The organism is Pantoea sp. SGAir0180, from assembly GCF_043546245.1.
In genome coordinates, this window is sequence record NZ_CP028071.1 from 925,938 (window position 1) to 941,182 (window position 15,245).

The 15,245-nt window shown below is 51.9% G+C and carries 13 protein-coding genes; 7 read left to right on the forward strand and 6 right to left on the reverse strand.

What is annotated here, in order from left to right; genetic code table 11:
- Nucleotides 1-193: 193 nt before the first annotated feature.
- From mepS to yeiP, 4 genes are all read right to left on the reverse strand, one after another.
- Nucleotides 194-760 carry a bifunctional murein DD-endopeptidase/murein LD-carboxypeptidase gene (gene mepS, locus C1N58_RS04445; protein ID WP_006119961.1) on the reverse strand — a complete coding sequence of 189 codons (567 nt, stop codon included), beginning with the start codon at nt 758-760 and terminating at the stop codon, nt 194-196.
- Between the two features lie 509 nt (nt 761-1,269).
- Nucleotides 1,270-1,977, reverse strand: a complete 708-nt coding sequence (locus tag C1N58_RS04450; protein WP_006119960.1) for a phosphatase PAP2 family protein — start codon at nt 1,975-1,977, stop codon at nt 1,270-1,272.
- Nucleotides 1,978-2,019: 42 nt separating this feature from the next.
- Entirely contained in the window at nt 2,020-2,997 is a 978-nt protein-coding gene (locus C1N58_RS04455; RefSeq protein WP_375093291.1) for a CobW family GTP-binding protein, read from the reverse strand.
- A 78-nt stretch (nt 2,998-3,075) separates the two neighbouring features.
- Entirely contained in the window at nt 3,076-3,648 is a 573-nt protein-coding gene (gene yeiP, locus C1N58_RS04460) for an elongation factor P-like protein YeiP (RefSeq protein ID WP_006119958.1), read from the reverse strand.
- A gap of 271 nt (nt 3,649-3,919) precedes the next feature.
- Between yeiP and C1N58_RS04465 the strand changes: the two genes are divergently transcribed.
- Entirely contained in the window at nt 3,920-4,174 is a 255-nt protein-coding gene (locus C1N58_RS04465; RefSeq protein ID WP_072193592.1) for a YkgJ family cysteine cluster protein, read from the forward strand.
- A 168-nt stretch (nt 4,175-4,342) separates the two neighbouring features.
- Here C1N58_RS04465 and C1N58_RS04470 read toward each other — a convergent pair whose 3' ends face one another.
- Entirely contained in the window at nt 4,343-5,740 is a 1,398-nt protein-coding gene (locus tag C1N58_RS04470) for an MFS transporter (protein ID WP_394564632.1), read from the reverse strand.
- Between the two features lie 472 nt (nt 5,741-6,212).
- On the opposite strand from C1N58_RS04470, the gene C1N58_RS04475 reads away from it, so the two are divergent.
- From C1N58_RS04475 to fruA, 6 genes are all read left to right on the forward strand, one after another.
- Nucleotides 6,213-7,244 (forward strand): LacI family DNA-binding transcriptional regulator, encoded by a 1,032-nt coding sequence (locus C1N58_RS04475; RefSeq protein WP_054633573.1) that lies wholly within the window; start codon nt 6,213-6,215, stop codon nt 7,242-7,244.
- Nucleotides 7,245-7,489: 245 nt separating this feature from the next.
- Nucleotides 7,490-8,422 (forward strand): dihydrodipicolinate synthase family protein, encoded by a 933-nt coding sequence (locus tag C1N58_RS04480; RefSeq protein WP_367143843.1) that lies wholly within the window; start codon nt 7,490-7,492, stop codon nt 8,420-8,422.
- 303 nt (nt 8,423-8,725) lie between these two features.
- On the forward strand, nt 8,726-10,018 hold the full coding sequence (locus C1N58_RS04485) for an anaerobic C4-dicarboxylate transporter family protein (RefSeq protein WP_394550461.1): 1,293 nt from the start codon (nt 8,726-8,728) through the stop codon (nt 10,016-10,018).
- 382 nt (nt 10,019-10,400) lie between these two features.
- Complete coding sequence (gene fruB, locus C1N58_RS04490; RefSeq protein ID WP_394564633.1) at nt 10,401-11,531, forward strand: fused PTS fructose transporter subunit IIA/HPr protein; 1,131 nt, start codon at nt 10,401-10,403, stop codon at nt 11,529-11,531.
- Nucleotides 11,528-12,466 carry a 1-phosphofructokinase gene (gene fruK, locus C1N58_RS04495; RefSeq protein WP_006119955.1) on the forward strand — a complete coding sequence of 313 codons (939 nt, stop codon included), beginning with the start codon at nt 11,528-11,530 and terminating at the stop codon, nt 12,464-12,466. The genes fruB and fruK overlap by 4 nt, the downstream gene beginning before the upstream one ends.
- 16 nt (nt 12,467-12,482) lie before the next feature.
- A complete protein-coding gene (fruA, locus tag C1N58_RS04500) occupies nt 12,483-14,180 on the forward strand; it encodes a PTS fructose transporter subunit IIBC (RefSeq protein ID WP_006119954.1) in 1,698 nt (565 codons plus the stop codon).
- Nucleotides 14,181-14,216: 36 nt separating this feature from the next.
- On the opposite strand, the gene nfo is transcribed toward fruA, so the two are convergent.
- Complete coding sequence (gene nfo, locus C1N58_RS04505; protein ID WP_033740573.1) at nt 14,217-15,059, reverse strand: deoxyribonuclease IV; 843 nt, start codon at nt 15,057-15,059, stop codon at nt 14,217-14,219.
- Nucleotides 15,060-15,245 lie beyond the last annotated feature (186 nt).

A 15,245-nucleotide genomic window follows, 5' to 3' on the forward strand; every position in this document is an offset into this window, starting at 1 on the left:
GATCAAAATACAAAACTAAATGATGCACAATCGCACACATTTTCGCGTTTGAGAATATAACGAGTCAGTTAGTAATGTCTCGTTATTATTTTGATAAACAAGTATTTTTTACGTTGATTCGCTGGATTCAGAAAAAAAAACGCTGCATAGGCAGCGTTCTTTTTTCTCTGGCTGAGAGGACGTTCGTTCTACACTAGCTCGGATTGCGACTTAATACCCGACGTGCTTCGCGATAACGTTTTTTCCAGTAATCTTCATTAAGGCTGGAGATCATCACGCCGTTGCTGGTCGAGGCATGAACAAAGTTGTCGTTGCCAAGATAGATACCAACATGACGGCCGGTGGAACCTGCACGGAAGAGGACTAAGTCACCCGGGCGCAGTCTGCTGCGTGCGATTTCTTTCCCTGTTCCCTGCTGTTCGGAGGTCGAACGAGGAAGATCTAATCCAAATTGTTCACGAAAAGTACGCTGTACGAAAGCGGAACAATCAATGCCGCGTTTAGTATCACCGCCAAGACGGTAACGTACACCTTTCCAGCTCGCGTATTGATCCATGATGCGTGTCTTAACATCGACATTACGCACCATCTCTTCGAACTCATCCTGAGACGCTTGAAGTAAAAAACCATTCTGGTTGTTAACTTCATGATTCTCGATTTTTGCGTTATGGGTACTGCTACAAGCTGAGAGGAGTGTTGCCAGCGCCAGAGCGGGCGCTATCCGCCAGATATATCTCAGTATTGGTTGAGACTTGACCATTATTCGGGTTTTCCTTCGAAGTCCTTACGACAAGATTGTCGCCAGCCAGATGACAAAACGGAATGAGATTAATAAGCCAGCCAGAACAAGACAACGCTTTAATTATAAAAATGTGTAAATCACCACAATTTATCTGTTAAAGAATGCTTAATACCGCGACTTCTTTCTCACTGCGACCGAGATTAACCGATTCCCGAGGCCGTGGCGAGTGCTTTTAATCAAATTCTGATAGGTTTTTTTGATACTTATCAAACTTAAATGACTTGTTCACTTTATCAACAGGAATGCAAGTGTAATAACAGGATGAAAGGGGAAAACAGACGCTAATTCCAGGCATAGTGCGGGTTACGGGGAGGGCGGCGGCGCGGCTGGCTTTCATCAGACAGGATAAATCCTGTAATATCATCGGCTTCAGTGTGATTTTTTGTTAGCGTGCTAATTGTTACTTTAAGTTTTTTATAAGTAAGGGCGGTTTAAAATTTAATCATTAACCCGCCCTCGCTAATTAATTACCCTTGGGGTTTATTTTTGCCCGGTAATTTGTGATAAAACCAATTAACTAGATAATCACTTGCCGGTGTTAATAACCACCAGCTCAATCCCACCAGAACAACAGAAAGCGAACCCACCGTAATATCCGTAAACCAGTGCGCGCCAGCCATCACGCGCGGCAAAGCGAATAAAACGACAATAACCACGCCGACTAAAAACGGGCGAAAGCCAAAATAACGCCACATAAATGCCGCAAAGATCATCAGCATCATGCCATGATCGCCGGGAAAACTGTCCTTTGACGCATCTTTAGCGGGAATGCCGGTCAGCTCACTGACACGATGCACGCCGTCAAAAAACAGCGTCGGGCTGGCGTGTTTGACCGGCAACAGATGGCCGGCCTGATTCAGAACGACCGCAGTCACAAGCATGGTAATGCCAATGGCCAGCATACGACGTCGACCGGTGGGCGTTTCGCGGTACCACAGCCACAAATAGAGCAAGCCCATTGCCAGCAAGGACACGGCATCAAAGCCGCGAAAATTAGTGATGGCAACCAGCAGGGCAAACGCCGGGTGAGCAACCATCTCATTATTGAAGGCGAAAAAAATCCCTTTATCAATTTCAAACCAAAACCCGTGATGAGGCGGTAAGTACCAAGAAAAAAACAGCATCATCCCCAGTGCATTAAGCAGGAGGATGGTGACAAGACGTGTTGCGTGCATAAATCTGCCCCAGTAAAAAAATAACCGCCGACCATAACCATGTCAGCTTAAACGAATCTTCAACAAGGCGGATTGTAAACTATTCCAGTCGGCAGGTGCGGAATGAATCATCTCAACACGGCTGTCTGGCGGCGTTGTGTCCAGCAATGCATAATGAAAATCCTCCCCCTGACGATTGATACTGACTGAGCCTTCCTTTATTCGCAGGAAGCCTTTGACCCGATCTACAGGGGCAAGCCGCGCCCATTCAAGCAGGGGCTGAGCGTCAAACACCGTTTCATTGTCAAAAAGCCAGCCGCAGGCGACATAACCCTGGCCCTGATTGAGCGCCCGACGCCACGCGCTCTGCCCGTCAAGACGCATTGCCGCAATACCACTGCCCGGGGGCGTTGAATGAGAGTGATGTGCAGGATGCGGAATGTCGCGCGGCGCGCCTCGCGGTTTGTCCAGCAAGGCTGGAGGGATACGGCCAAATTCCGTAGCCACAAACGGGCGATCGGCCTGATGCGCTGTCCGCCATTGTGCCAGGCGCTGCTTATCATGGTCACTCCAGCGATCGCGTTTATTGCCAATGATGATGTCGGCGGCGAGGAGTTGATCGCGAAAGTTTTCATTATTGAGGATACGTGGGTCGGCAAGCTGGCGCGCATCCAGCAGCGTCAGCGTCGCCTGAAGCGTGAGCCAGGGCTCATAGGCAGGCGAGGTCAGCATGGTCAGGAGCTGGCGGGGATGGCCGAGTCCAGTGGGTTCGATTAATAAACGGTCGGGTTTAGTCTGCTTTAACAGCCTGTTCAACCCAATCTGCATGGGCAGTCCGTTAACGCAACACATACAGCCGCCGGGAATCTCTTTTAGCGTGGCGCCGCGGTTGGCAAGTAATGCGCCATCAATACCTATCTCACCGAATTCATTGACCAGTACAGCCCAGTTTTCCCCGGCGGGCTTATGCGCTAACAGGTGAAGCAGCGTAGTGGTCTTTCCGCTGCCTAAAAATCCGGTAAGGAGGTTAACACGTGTCATGCCTGAAGCTCCTGCAAAGCATTATGCGAATATTGTTATAGTATAACAATATTCGTCTGCCGCACGCGCCAGTCTGGATCAGTCGGCGCGTCCCATATAGCGGCGCTCTGCCACATGGATGCGAATGCGCTCACCGTTACTGAGATATTCGGGCACCTGCACGACCAGGCCTGTACTCATCCCGGCAGGCTTAGTGCGTGCGCTGGCAGACGCGCCTTTAATTCCGGGCGAGGTGTCCACAATTTCCATGTCAACCGTCTGAGGCAGTTCAAGCGCCAGCACCTGTCCGTCCATGGTGAGCACCTGGATACCGGGAATGCCCCCTTCAGGGATAAACAGCAGTTCTTCTTCTATTTGCTCTTTTTTGAAGGCGTAAGGCGTGTAATCTTCATCGTCCATAAAGACGTATTCATCACCATCAATATAAGAGAAGGTGACGCTGCGGCGGCTCAGCGAAATGGCATCAATAATTTCATCGCCTTTGAAGCGTTCTTCTACTTTCATGCCGGTGCGCACATCGGTAAAGCGCATTTTATACAGCGTTGCCGCGCCCCGGGCGCTTGGGCTCTGGACATCAATGTCTTTCACCAGCAGCAGTTTGCCGTTATGGGTGACGGCCATTCCTTTTTTGATTTCGTTCGCTTTTGGCATTGCGGTTCTCGCTGTCAAAGTGATAGTGCGCGCAACGTTACTCGCGCGGACGTGAACAGGCAAGACAGCGCGAAAAATTTTGTGCCTGATGGCGACTAACAGGATAAAGCCATCTCAGTATACATCATGGATCATGACGTCATTGGCGTTGCAAAGGCGACATCACAGCATGCCCGGCGATCGGCGCCTGGCCTGTTTCTCTGTAAAGGTGATGTCAGGGTAAGGCACGTTCTGTTATCGTGCGCGCTTTAGCGGTTCGAGGAGGTAAAAGATGGAATGTCGTACAGACTGTGGCGCATGTTGTATTGCCCCGAGCATTTCCTCGCCCATTCCGGGAATGCCACTGGGCAAACCCGCCAATACCCGGTGCGTTCAGCTTGCGGATAATAACCTTTGTAAAATTTTTGGATCGCCTCTGCGTCCGAAAGTGTGTGCCGGACTACAGCCATCAGTTGAGATGTGCGGTAGTAACCGTCATTATGCGATGGATTATCTAATTCATCTTGAGCAAAGCACTGCACCTTAGTCTCTACAGATGATCATCCACGTTTATGGCGTTATAACCCGGAAAGTTTGTTGTCCCCGGTTACACAGTGGCCGCCTGAATTCATACACGCACTCCACGTCCATAAACTTAATGGTTCTGGCAGTAACCCCACTGTTTTCCCGTCCGGTAAACACCGCGATAAGCAGCTCAGGGCGAGAGTTCTTCCAGCGATTTTCCTTTTGTTTCAACAGCAAACAGCAGTGTTACCACACCGCCAATGAGTGCAATGACAGCAAACATGATGAAAACAAATCTGATGCCGAAACCGGACACGATAAATCCTACCATCAGGGGACCCAGTGACGATCCGGCGCGCAGCCAGGCGCTGGAAAAGGCGGTGCCAATCGCCCGTAGTCGGGTTGGATACAGTTCCGCCGAATAGAGATACAGCGAGAAAGCGATAGTTTGCAATATTGCATAGGTGATACTGCCAAAGATTAGTACCTGCAAAGGGGCTGTTGCGCCCGATACCCAGAGCGCGGCTAACGGAATAATCGCCAGCATGAACGCCCAACTATACCAGCGCTTTCTTCCTACTTTATCGATATTGAACGCACAGACAACAGAAGCGATGACGCCGCACGCAGATGTGATCCATCCATAGGCCAGGCTGGTTTCCAGCGGCAGATGGAATAAGGTCCGGTACAGGGTTGGAAACCACGTAATCATCCCGTTGTTAATGGTGTAAACCGTAAGCCACAGGCCCCAGAGCATATAGGTACGCGACTTATAGATTCCCGAAAAAAGCGCTTTGACACCACCTGATGATACGGCAGCAGGGACAACGGGTGTTATGACGGGTTCAGGCAACACCATGCCGCGGCGAAGGGCTTCTGCTTCAAACGAACTCACCACGTTTTCGGCTTCCTGGTGACGTCCTTTCACCACTAACCAGCGCGGTGATTCTGGCATCAGCCAACGTAATGGCGCAGCCAGTGCCGAGGGAATCAGGCCAATAAGAAACATGATTTTCCAGCCATAAACCGGTACCAGGAAAAAACCGATCAACCCGGCACACATCATACCGACAGGAAAAATTACTTCGTACAGCAAAAAGAAGCGACCGCGCTTTTTGGCTCCGACAAATTCATTGATATAGGCACTGGCGACAGGCACTTCCGCACCAATACCCAGCCCCTGTAAAAAGCGAATAATCAGTATTGACCAACCATTCCAGGCAAACAGGCAGGCGGCATCCATGATAACGAACAGGATAATGGTGATTCGTAATACGCCGATTCTGCCTATCTTCTCCGCCAGGGTGCCGAAAAATAATGCGCCAAACAGCTGCCCGACGTAGCTTGCCGCAATGATCAGTCCGACAAATGTTGGCGTCAGTCCCCATTCCTGGGTCAATTGCGGCAGGGCAAATGCAATAGCAATAATCGTGTAAGCGTCGAAAAACGTTGATAATCCAACAACGATACGGATGAGCTTTAAGCGTCGCGTAATAGGTAAGCGCTCGAGTCGTGCCAGTAACGCAGTAGAGTGCGCCGCAGAATGACTCTCGCTAGCCGTACGTGACGCGATAACCTGAATAATCATAGTTATACCCTGTAACATGGGGCATAAACGTAAGAAAGCGAAAGGACAGACATCAAATTTCAGGCCCTTTACTTACGGTTATTGCACATCTTTAAAGAGAGAAAATAAGCTGTGATAACGTTAATGCAATCGTTTTCACATAGGTTTATCCTTTGTCCTGTATGCGTTTGCGTCAATTGAGCGGTGCAATTAATTGCGAGTGACTTCACACTCCAGAGGCATGTCATTAAAAAAGCGTGAACGGACGCATAATATCAGGCAGCGTTTGGTTGAGATTTCCTCCAAATGCATAACGTAAGCTTTACCGGTGCGGGGCTAGCCGGGAACGCAATCAAAAGCCAGTCGCATAATGTGAATCATGATTACGCTGAGGTGCGCTTGCGGCAAGCGAACAGGCTATTTCGTCCCGACAGGCAGCAGCTACAGTTTGTAGACAGTTATTTGCTACTCAGATTATTACTTGGAGTCAATTGTGGATCAGGAAAGCCAGGAAAAGGACCCGTCAGATAAGCGACTTATCACGATGCGCGATGTTGCTAATGCGGCAGGCGTCAGCATTTCGACCGTATCACGGATTTTGGATGAAAGGCTGCCACAGTCAAAAAGCGCCTCAGCTGAAAAAGTTCGCCAGGTTGCACGTGAGCTGGGTTACAGGCGAGATTACGTTGCATCAAGTTTACGCAGAGGGGACACCGGGACGCTGGGTGTGCTGGTTCCCCGAATGACCGATGCCGTCACCGCGATGCTCTACGAGGAAATCGCCACCGCAGCCGCACGACGCGGCTATTTTGCGATTGTCGCGACCTGTGGTGATGACTCCAGTCAGGAAAGCGCCGCGGTAGAATCTTTGCTGGACCGACGCGTAGATGGCTTGATTCTCTCGACCTGCCGTTTGGGTGACCCGCTTCCTCTTACGTTACGTGAGCGTGATATTCCCCATGTGCTGGTATTACGCACCGATGAAATCAGCCCTTCTTCCGTAGGCGATGATGAAATGGGAGGGTACCTGGCCACGCGCCATCTCATTGATTTGGGTCATAAAAAAATAGGCATGATTGGGGGGCCTGACTTTGCTTCTAATGCCTTGAATCGTCGCAAAGGCTTTGAACGCGCGATGAACGAGGCAGGCTTAACGGTGCGACCTGAATGGTGCCGTTCGTCAGACTTTAATATCCAGTCTGGCGAAGACGTGGGAAAAGCCATATTGAACAGTCGCTCACGGCCCAGTGCCATTTTTGCTGTGAACGATGAGATTGCTATCGGCGTCATGGCCGCCGCACACCAACTGAATATTACGATAGGTAAGGCATTGTCACTTGTCGGCTACAACGATATCCCTTTGGTAAGCCGGTTGCCTGTGGCATTAACCTCTGTAAGAACGCCGCTGGAACATATTGCCAGTAATGCAGTTGATATGCTGATAAATGGCAAAAATGCGTCGACCCTCCGCACTGTTATTCCCACACTTATACCGCGTAAATCGACGGCTTCGCCCGATACCTGAGATAGCCTGTATCAGGTATCGTCATGACAACAAATCCTGAAAGCGAATCCGAGATCCAGATCGCAGCAGTTATTCTCCTCGCTGTTTTTTTGTGATGATTGCTGCATTTTTACCCGCATGAATATTGACGGCGCACCGGGGACGGTTCAGATTTACCCTTGAGTGAAAACGATTGCACAAACGATTTCATGCGATCTTAATTTCTATGTTACAGATTTAATTATCTAAATATTAAGGAGTTTAAGATGATCAATATCGATCTCAGGGGATTAACACCGGCGCCCGTTACGCCTTTTACACGTGAAGGCCATATTGATTTTCCAGCCATCCAGCGCCTTGGAAGCTGGCTGGGCAGTATCGACGGTGTGAAAGGGCTTGTCGTATTGGGCCATGCGGGTGAGGGGACTTTCCTGACTCAGGATGAGCAGGCCGCTGTAATTCGAGCTTTTGTTAAATCTGTTGAGGGCAAAATACCGGTGATTGCGGGCATCACGGGGGAGGGCACAGAGGTTGCAGCACGGGAAGCAAAACGGGCTGTCGAAGCGGGTGCAACTGCCGGATTGCTTTATCCTTCACATGGCTGGTTGCGCTTTGGATACCAGGAGGGCGCGCCTCAGGATCGTTATCGCGTAGTCTATGAGGAGAGTGGATTACCGCTCATTCTCTTCCAGTATCCTGATGTCACTAAAGCCACCTATAACCTGAAGACGTTACTTGATATCGCTGCGCAACCCGGCGTGTTTGCAATGAAGAACGGGGTGCGTAACATGCGGCGCTGGGATACTGAGATCCCAGTGATCAGACGGGAACGCCCTGATCTGCAAGTATTAACCTGCCACGATGAATATCTGCTTCATACCATCTTTGACGTCGACGGCTTTTTAGTCGGATACGGCAATATCGCGCCTGAGCCGCTAATTGAGATGATTAATGCAGGTAAAGCACAGGACTATAAAAAGGCACGTGCGATTCACGATCGCCTCATGCCGGTGACTAAGGCGGTGTACCATCGCGGTTCACATATGGAAGGAACTGTTGCGCTTAAACATGCACTGGTCGCGCGTGGGATTCTGGAACATGCGACGGTTCGCTCACCTTTACTGCCCTTAGGCGAAGGGGCGGCAGAAGAAATTCATGCTGCAATGCGTTCGGCTGAACTGGGTAAGGTTAACGGCTGACTGGCGCGCAAACAGGCGGTGCTCATCCTTCGGGCGCTGCCTGGCCACCGAAGGCTCTCAGCGGTTACGTATCTCGCAACAACGCTTTCAATGAAATACTTCCTCAGTCAGCAGGGAACGCGCACTTTTACGGGCAATAACAGCGTTGTTCAACCCTCACAGGAAACCCTCGACTTAATCTGACGGGTGGCCTGGTAAAATCTGTTTCCACAACGTCTTCCCGTTTGTCGCGAAAGCATATTCGTGAAGACCTGCAGGGCAGGTGAGCAGGTAAGGGGCCGCACGTAAAAAAGGAAAGACTACATGCTCTTACTCCAGTTTATTACCGTACTTTTTTTCCTGTTTTTAGGGATGCGAATCGGTGGCATTGGCGTGGGGTTCGCAGGCGGAGCCGGTGTCGTTGTGCTGTGCGCATTAGGGGCGACGCCCGGAGAGCTGCCAATGCTGGTTATGGTGTTTATCATGGTCGTCATCGTTGCGATATCGGCCATGCAGCAAGCCGGAGGCATTGATTATCTGGTGCAGCTTACCGAGCGAGTTCTTCGTCGTTATCCTCGTCTGCTGGTCGTGACGGCACCTCTGTCAACCTGGCTATTGACGATGATGGCCAGCACAGGCCAGGTTTCCTTTGCCTGTATGCCCGTTATTGTGGGTGTGGCGAAAGATCATCACCTTCGACCAACGCGAGCACTGGCTCTGTCGGTGGTGGCGTCATTGCTGGGGATCGTCGCCTCGCCCATTTCAGCGGCGGTGATTTTTTTCTCGGGTATTCTGGAACAAACCCAACTGGGATGGGGTTATATTGACCTGATTACCGTTATGATTCCTGCCACCTTCATGGCACTCATGTGCACGTCACTTTTCTATCTGTGCTGGGATCGCCTACGTAACAGAGATAAACTGGACACCCGGACTCTCTGTAATAAAAAAATATCCCATCATGAATCGTCCCCTTTTGCTAAACGTTCAGTCCTGATCTTTGTTACCGGGCTTATTGTCATCCTGTGTTATGCCATTTTTAGCAGCCCCAGGGTGGGGATCATTTCAGAGCCAGTTTTAAATAGCGGCGAGGCCCGAATTACCGTAATGCTCGCTGTCGCCATGGCCATTGTGATGTTATGCCGGGTCAATGTGCACACCATTCCTGATTCCTCCGTCTTTAAAACCGGCATGACTTCCTGTATTTGCATACTGGGTGTGGCCTGGCTGGGCACGACTTTTATGAACAGCAATCGCATCTTTATACAGGACATCGTCGCCAGCTATTTTACGGACTCTGTTGTGCTACTGGCACTCATCATTATGCTCGTCTCCTGTTTTCTCTATTCTCAGGCCGCCTCAACCAAAATTTTGTTTCCAATGGCGCTAAGCATGGGTATTGCACCCGCAGCGCTCATCGCCTGCTTTCCGGCCACTGCTTCTCTGTTTATCCTGCCCAATTACCCCACGCTACTGGCTGCCGTCACGCTGGACGACACCGGATCGACACAGCTAGGACGCCGGATAATTGATCATCCTTTTTTTGTTCCCGGATTACTGGCAACGTTATTATCGATGCTGTTTTCCCTTTGGCTGGCTGTTCTTATTCATCCCTGAATGCCAACGTAAGGGTGTTAGCAACAGTCTGTGCAGATTTGCCAGCGCTTAAACGGGCAGGACGCGCTGGCGCATCGTTTCCGTTGTTCGTCAATCGCACTTCTCTATCTGAAAAGCTGACGTTGCTGAAATTCCCTACTGTAAATCGACCTGATGTCGTCCAGACTTCAGCACGCTTTTTTAAGATTCTCCTGCGACCTCACTGAATTGTGCGTAATGTCAAAGATCTGTTACGTCGTTAACGCATTTTCTTGCCTGCGGCACGTCACTCCATCACAATTCTTGAAACGTTTCAGCGTTGCTCTGGCAACCTTCGTTGCCGCTAACAGCATTTTTAAACACCAGTTAGCTGAAACGATTCAATCAGCAAGCGAGGAGAATTATGTTCCAGCTCGAATTGCAGGCCATCCATACCGGAGCCAGCGCCCAAAATAAAGAAGATGCGATTCGTCAGGTTGCGGCGGCACTTACTGCTGCAGGTAATGTGGCGGAAGGTTATGTCAACGGTATGCTGGCACGTGAGCAGCAGACCTCTACCTTTCTGGGGAGTGGTATTGCCATTCCTCATGGCACCACCGACACGCGCGATCTGGTACTCAAAACCGGCGTTCAGGTCTTTCAGTTCCCGCAGGGCATTGCCTGGGGCGACGATCAGACCGCCTATGTCGCGATTGGTATTGCGGCCAAATCCGATGAACACCTGGCCTTGTTACGTCAGCTTACGCATGTGCTGAGTGATGACGCTGTTGCCGAACAGCTTAAAACGGCCTCAGCGGAAGATCTGCGTGCGCTGCTGATGGGTGAGAAGCAGCCCGCGGCGTTCAGCTTTGACACCTCACTGATTACCCTCGACGTCAACGCACGTGATTTGATGACGTTGCAGGCCTTAAATGCCGGGCGTTTACAGGCGGCGGGCGTGGTTGATGCCAGCTATGTCGCGGATGTGGTGTCCCGTCATCCTCTGAGTCTGGGACAGGGCATCTGGCTCAGTGACAGCGGTAAAGGCAATCTGCAAAGCGGCGTAGCCGTTAGCCGTACAGCGAGCGCGTTTGAGCACCAGGGCGAACCGGTCAACATGCTGATAAGCGTGGCAGCCGTTGATGAGCGTCCACTGGACGTGCTGGGCTACCTCAGCGCGTTGCTGCAGAGTAATAAGGCCGATCGTTTATTAAAAGCGGATGCGGCAGGTGTTTATGCTCTGCTGACCAGCGAAGTCGACGAGCAGGCGGACCAACTGACTGCAGAATTCAAGATCCGCAATGAGCATGGCTTACATGCGCGTCCGGGTACGGCACTGGTGAGCGTTATCAAGCAGTTTAACAGTGAGATCACGATTACGAACCTCGACGGCAGCGGCAAACCGGCAAACGGACGCAGCCTGATGAAAGTGGTCGCGCTGGGCGTGAAAAAAGGCCATCGCCTGCGTTTCACCGCCAGTGGTGATGATGCACAGCAGGCATTAGATGCCATCGAAGAAGCAATCAATAGCGGATTAGGTGAGGGGGCAGCATGACCAGACGTGTGGCAACTATCACGTTGAATCCTGCGTACGACCTGGTCGGCTATACGCCTGAAATTGAGCGCGGTGAAGTGAACCTGGTGAAGACCACCGGATTGCATGCTGCCGGTAAAGGCATCAATGTTGCCAAAGTGCTGAAAGATCTGGGGATTGATGTCACCGTAGGGGGCTTTCTGGGGAAAGATAACCAGGATGGTTTCCAACAGCTGTTCAGTGAACTGGGGATTGCTAACCGCTTTCAGGTGGTCAATGGCCGTACCCGCATCAACGTCAAGCTCACCGAGCAAAACGGGGACGTCACCGATCTCAACTTTTCCGGCTTCAGGGTGACCGCGCAGGACTGGGATCGTTTTACCAGCGATTCATTAACCTGGCTGGGTCAGTTCGACATGGTTTGCGTCAGCGGCAGCCTGCCGGAAGGTGTCGATCCTGACGCCTTTACCCGCTGGATGACTGAACTGCGCACCCATTGCCCTTGCATTATCTTCGACAGCAGCCGTGAAGCGCTGGTCGCAGGCCTGAAGGCCGCACCATGGCTGGTCAAACCCAACCGTCGCGAGCTGGAAATCTGGGCGGGACGTAAACTCCCTACGTTGCAGGATGTGATTAACGCAGCGCACGAGTTGCGTGAGCAGGGCATTGCACATGTGGTGATTTCTCTGGGTGCAGAAGGCGCACTTTGGGTCAATGCCTCAGGTGAATGGATTGCTAAACCGCCGGTGTGCGAGGTTGTCAGCACCGTTGGGGCAGGTGACTCCATGGTAGGTGGCCTGATTTATGGCCTGTTAATGCGTGAATCCAGTGAACATACGTTACGTCTGGCTACTGCGGTAGCCGCGATGGCCGTGAGCCAGAGCAACGTTGGCGTTACCGATCGTACCCAGTTGGCCGCAATGATGGCGCGCGTCGACTTACAACCCGTTAACTAACAGCAGGAGAGCGATAGTGAAAACGCTGCTGATAAAAGATCCTTCAACAGGACTGGCCTCTGCCTACATGGCAAAACAACGTCTGGCTGCTGCGGCTGCGCAGGCGGGTTTGACGCTGACAGAAAACCCGGCGGAAGCCGAACTGGTGATTGTCACCGGTCAACATGTGCCTGACGATGCTGCGCTGAACGGAAAATCCGTCTGGCTGGGCGATGTTCAACAGGCGGTCAGTGAGCCAGAACAGTTCCTGAACCGTGCGAAAGCCGAAGCGAAACCCTGGCAGGCCCGCGCAGCCGCTCCGGCTGCAACCCCTGCAACAGCGTCAGCTAACGGACCAAAACGCGTGGTTGCCGTAACGGCCTGTCCAACGGGCGTAGCACATACGTTTATGGCGGCTGAAGCTATTCAGGCTGAAGCGACCAAACGCGGCTGGTGGGTAAAAGTTGAAACCCGTGGCTCTGTTGGTGCAGGTAACGCGATTACGCCAGAAGAAGTGGCGGCGGCCGATCTGGTGATCGTGGCGGCGGATATCGAAGTGGACCTGGCGAAGTTTGCGGGTAAGCCGATGTACCGTACCTCAACCGGCCTGGCGCTGAAGAAGACCGCTCAGGAACTGGATAAAGCCGTTGCTGAAGCGAAGCCGTTTAAACCGTCCGGCGCGCAAAACAGCAATCAGGAAGAGAAAAAAGAGGGCGGTGCAGGCGCTTACCGTCATCTGTTAACAGGCGTGTCTTACATGCTGCCGATGGTGGTGGCTGGTGGTCTGAGTATCGCGCTGTCGTTTGCGTTTGGTATTACGGCGTTTAAAGAGCCGGGTACGCTGGCGGCTGCGCTGATGCAAATCGGTGGCGGTAGCGCGTTTGCCCTGATGGTGCCGGTACTGGCGGGTTTTATCGCGTTCTCTATCGCGGACCGTCCGGGCCTGACGCCGGGCCTGATTGGCGGGATGATCGCCACCAGCATCAACGCGGGCTTCCTTGGCGGCATCATCGCGGGCTTTATTGCGGGGTATGCAGCCAAACTCATTAGCGGCAAAGTGAAGCTGCCACAAAGTATGGAAGCGTTAAAACCTATCCTGATTATTCCGCTGTTTGCCAGCCTGATCACCGGCTTGCTGATGATCTATGTGGTCGGTAAACCCGTCGCGGGCATCATGAGCGGTTTGACCAGCTGGCTGGCTCACATGGGAACGGCTAACGCTATCCTGCTGGGTGCTATTCTCGGCGGTATGATGTGTACCGACATGGGTGGTCCTGTTAACAAAGTTGCCTACGCTTTCGGTGTCGGTCTGCTGAGTTCACAAACCTATGCACCGATGGCCGCCATTATGGCTGCGGGTATGGTGCCACCCCTGGCAATGGGGCTGGCGACGCTGGTTGCCCGTCGTAAATTCAATAAAGGTCAGCAGGAAGGAGGTAAAGCCGCGCTGGTTCTGGGCCTGTGCTTTATCTCAGAAGGTGCGATTCCGTTTGCCGCTCGTGACCCCATGCGTGTCCTACCATGCTGTATCGTCGGCGGTGCGGTGACCGGTGCCACTTCTATGGCGATTGGTGCCAAACTGATGGCACCGCACGGCGGCCTGTTCGTGCTGTTGATTCCAGGTGCAATTACCCCGGTACTGGGTTACCTGCTGTCGATTGTTATCGGCACAGCCATTGCCGGATTAGGATATGCGGTGCTGAAACGCCCGGAAGAAGAACTGGCGAAGGCCTGATCTTAAAAGGAAAAAGGAGCCGCCAGGCTCCTTTTTTTAACGTTGCTCTGATTTGAGCCAGGCTATTTCATCTTTCCAGATATCCGGATTGATGGTCTCCAGAATCAGCGGAATACCATCGAAGCGCGAATCCTTCATTATCCAGCTAAACACGGTTTTACCGATATTACCTTCTCCCAGGCTGTGGTGACGGTCAACCCGGCTGCCCAGCGTACTTTTGGCATCATTCAGGTGCATGCCACGCAGATAATTAAATCCGACTATGCGATCAAACTCGGCAAAGGTTTCAGTACAGGCTGCTTCGCTGCACAGGTCATATCCGCCAGCGAAAGCATGGCAGGTATCAATACAAACACCTACGCGAGATTTATCTTCAACGTGTTCGATAATGGTCGCGAGATGCTCAAAGCGAAAGCCCAGATTACTGCCCTGTCCGGCGGTGTTTTCAATCACGGCGGTGACGTTGCGGGTCTGATCCAGTGCGATATTGATGGACTCAGCGATACGTTTTAAACAGGTCAGCTCGTCAATCTGCTGTAAATGGCTACCCGGATGAAAATTCAACAGTGTCAGGCCCAGTTGCTCTGCACGCTGCATTTCATCCACGAAGGCATCGCGGGATTTCTGCAGGGCTTCCATAACCGGATGCCCCAGATTAATCAGATAGCTGTCATGAGGCAGAATCTGATCTGATGAAAAGTGGTATTTCTCGCAGGCAGCGCGAAAGGCAGCAATGGTCTCATCCGAGAGCGGGGCGGCTTTCCACTGGCGCTGATTTTTGGTGAACAGCGCAAACGCCGTGGCTTCCAGTTCATGCGCGCGGATCACTGCCTGATCCACACCACCCGATGCGCTGACGTGCGCGCCAATATACTTCATGCCGTTCTCCTGAAGGGTTCAACTCAGTCTGAACGGCATGATACACGATGACACTGGGGCAAAACGCAGCGCGGCGGAAATTTTTACACCCGGATTAGGCAGGCAAACAGCAGCGCGACAGGATAATATCTGCTGCCCCGCAGAACAGAGCGGCGTCAGAAAGTACAGGCTGCCAGCATGGCGAGC

Excerpts from the sequence above, each read along its gene's own strand:
- mepS (WP_006119961.1), bottom strand. The coding sequence starts at position 760 with ATGGTCAAGTCTCAACCAATACTGAGATATATCTGGCGGATAGCGCCC.
- C1N58_RS04450 (WP_006119960.1), bottom strand. The coding sequence starts at position 1,977 with ATGCACGCAACACGTCTTGTCACCATCCTCCTGCTTAATGCACTGGGG.
- C1N58_RS04455 (WP_375093291.1), bottom strand. The coding sequence starts at position 2,997 with ATGACACGTGTTAACCTCCTTACCGGATTTTTAGGCAGCGGAAAGACC.
- yeiP (WP_006119958.1), bottom strand. The coding sequence starts at position 3,648 with ATGCCAAAAGCGAACGAAATCAAAAAAGGAATGGCCGTCACCCATAAC.
- C1N58_RS04465 (WP_072193592.1), top strand. The coding sequence starts at position 3,920 with ATGGAATGTCGTACAGACTGTGGCGCATGTTGTATTGCCCCGAGCATT.
- C1N58_RS04470 (WP_394564632.1), bottom strand. The coding sequence starts at position 5,740 with ATGATTATTCAGGTTATCGCGTCACGTACGGCTAGCGAGAGTCATTCT.
- C1N58_RS04480 (WP_367143843.1), top strand. The coding sequence starts at position 7,490 with ATGATCAATATCGATCTCAGGGGATTAACACCGGCGCCCGTTACGCCT.
- C1N58_RS04485 (WP_394550461.1), top strand. The coding sequence starts at position 8,726 with ATGCTCTTACTCCAGTTTATTACCGTACTTTTTTTCCTGTTTTTAGGG.
- fruB (WP_394564633.1), top strand. The coding sequence starts at position 10,401 with ATGTTCCAGCTCGAATTGCAGGCCATCCATACCGGAGCCAGCGCCCAA.
- fruK (WP_006119955.1), top strand. The coding sequence starts at position 11,528 with ATGACCAGACGTGTGGCAACTATCACGTTGAATCCTGCGTACGACCTG.
- nfo (WP_033740573.1), bottom strand. The coding sequence starts at position 15,059 with ATGAAGTATATTGGCGCGCACGTCAGCGCATCGGGTGGTGTGGATCAG.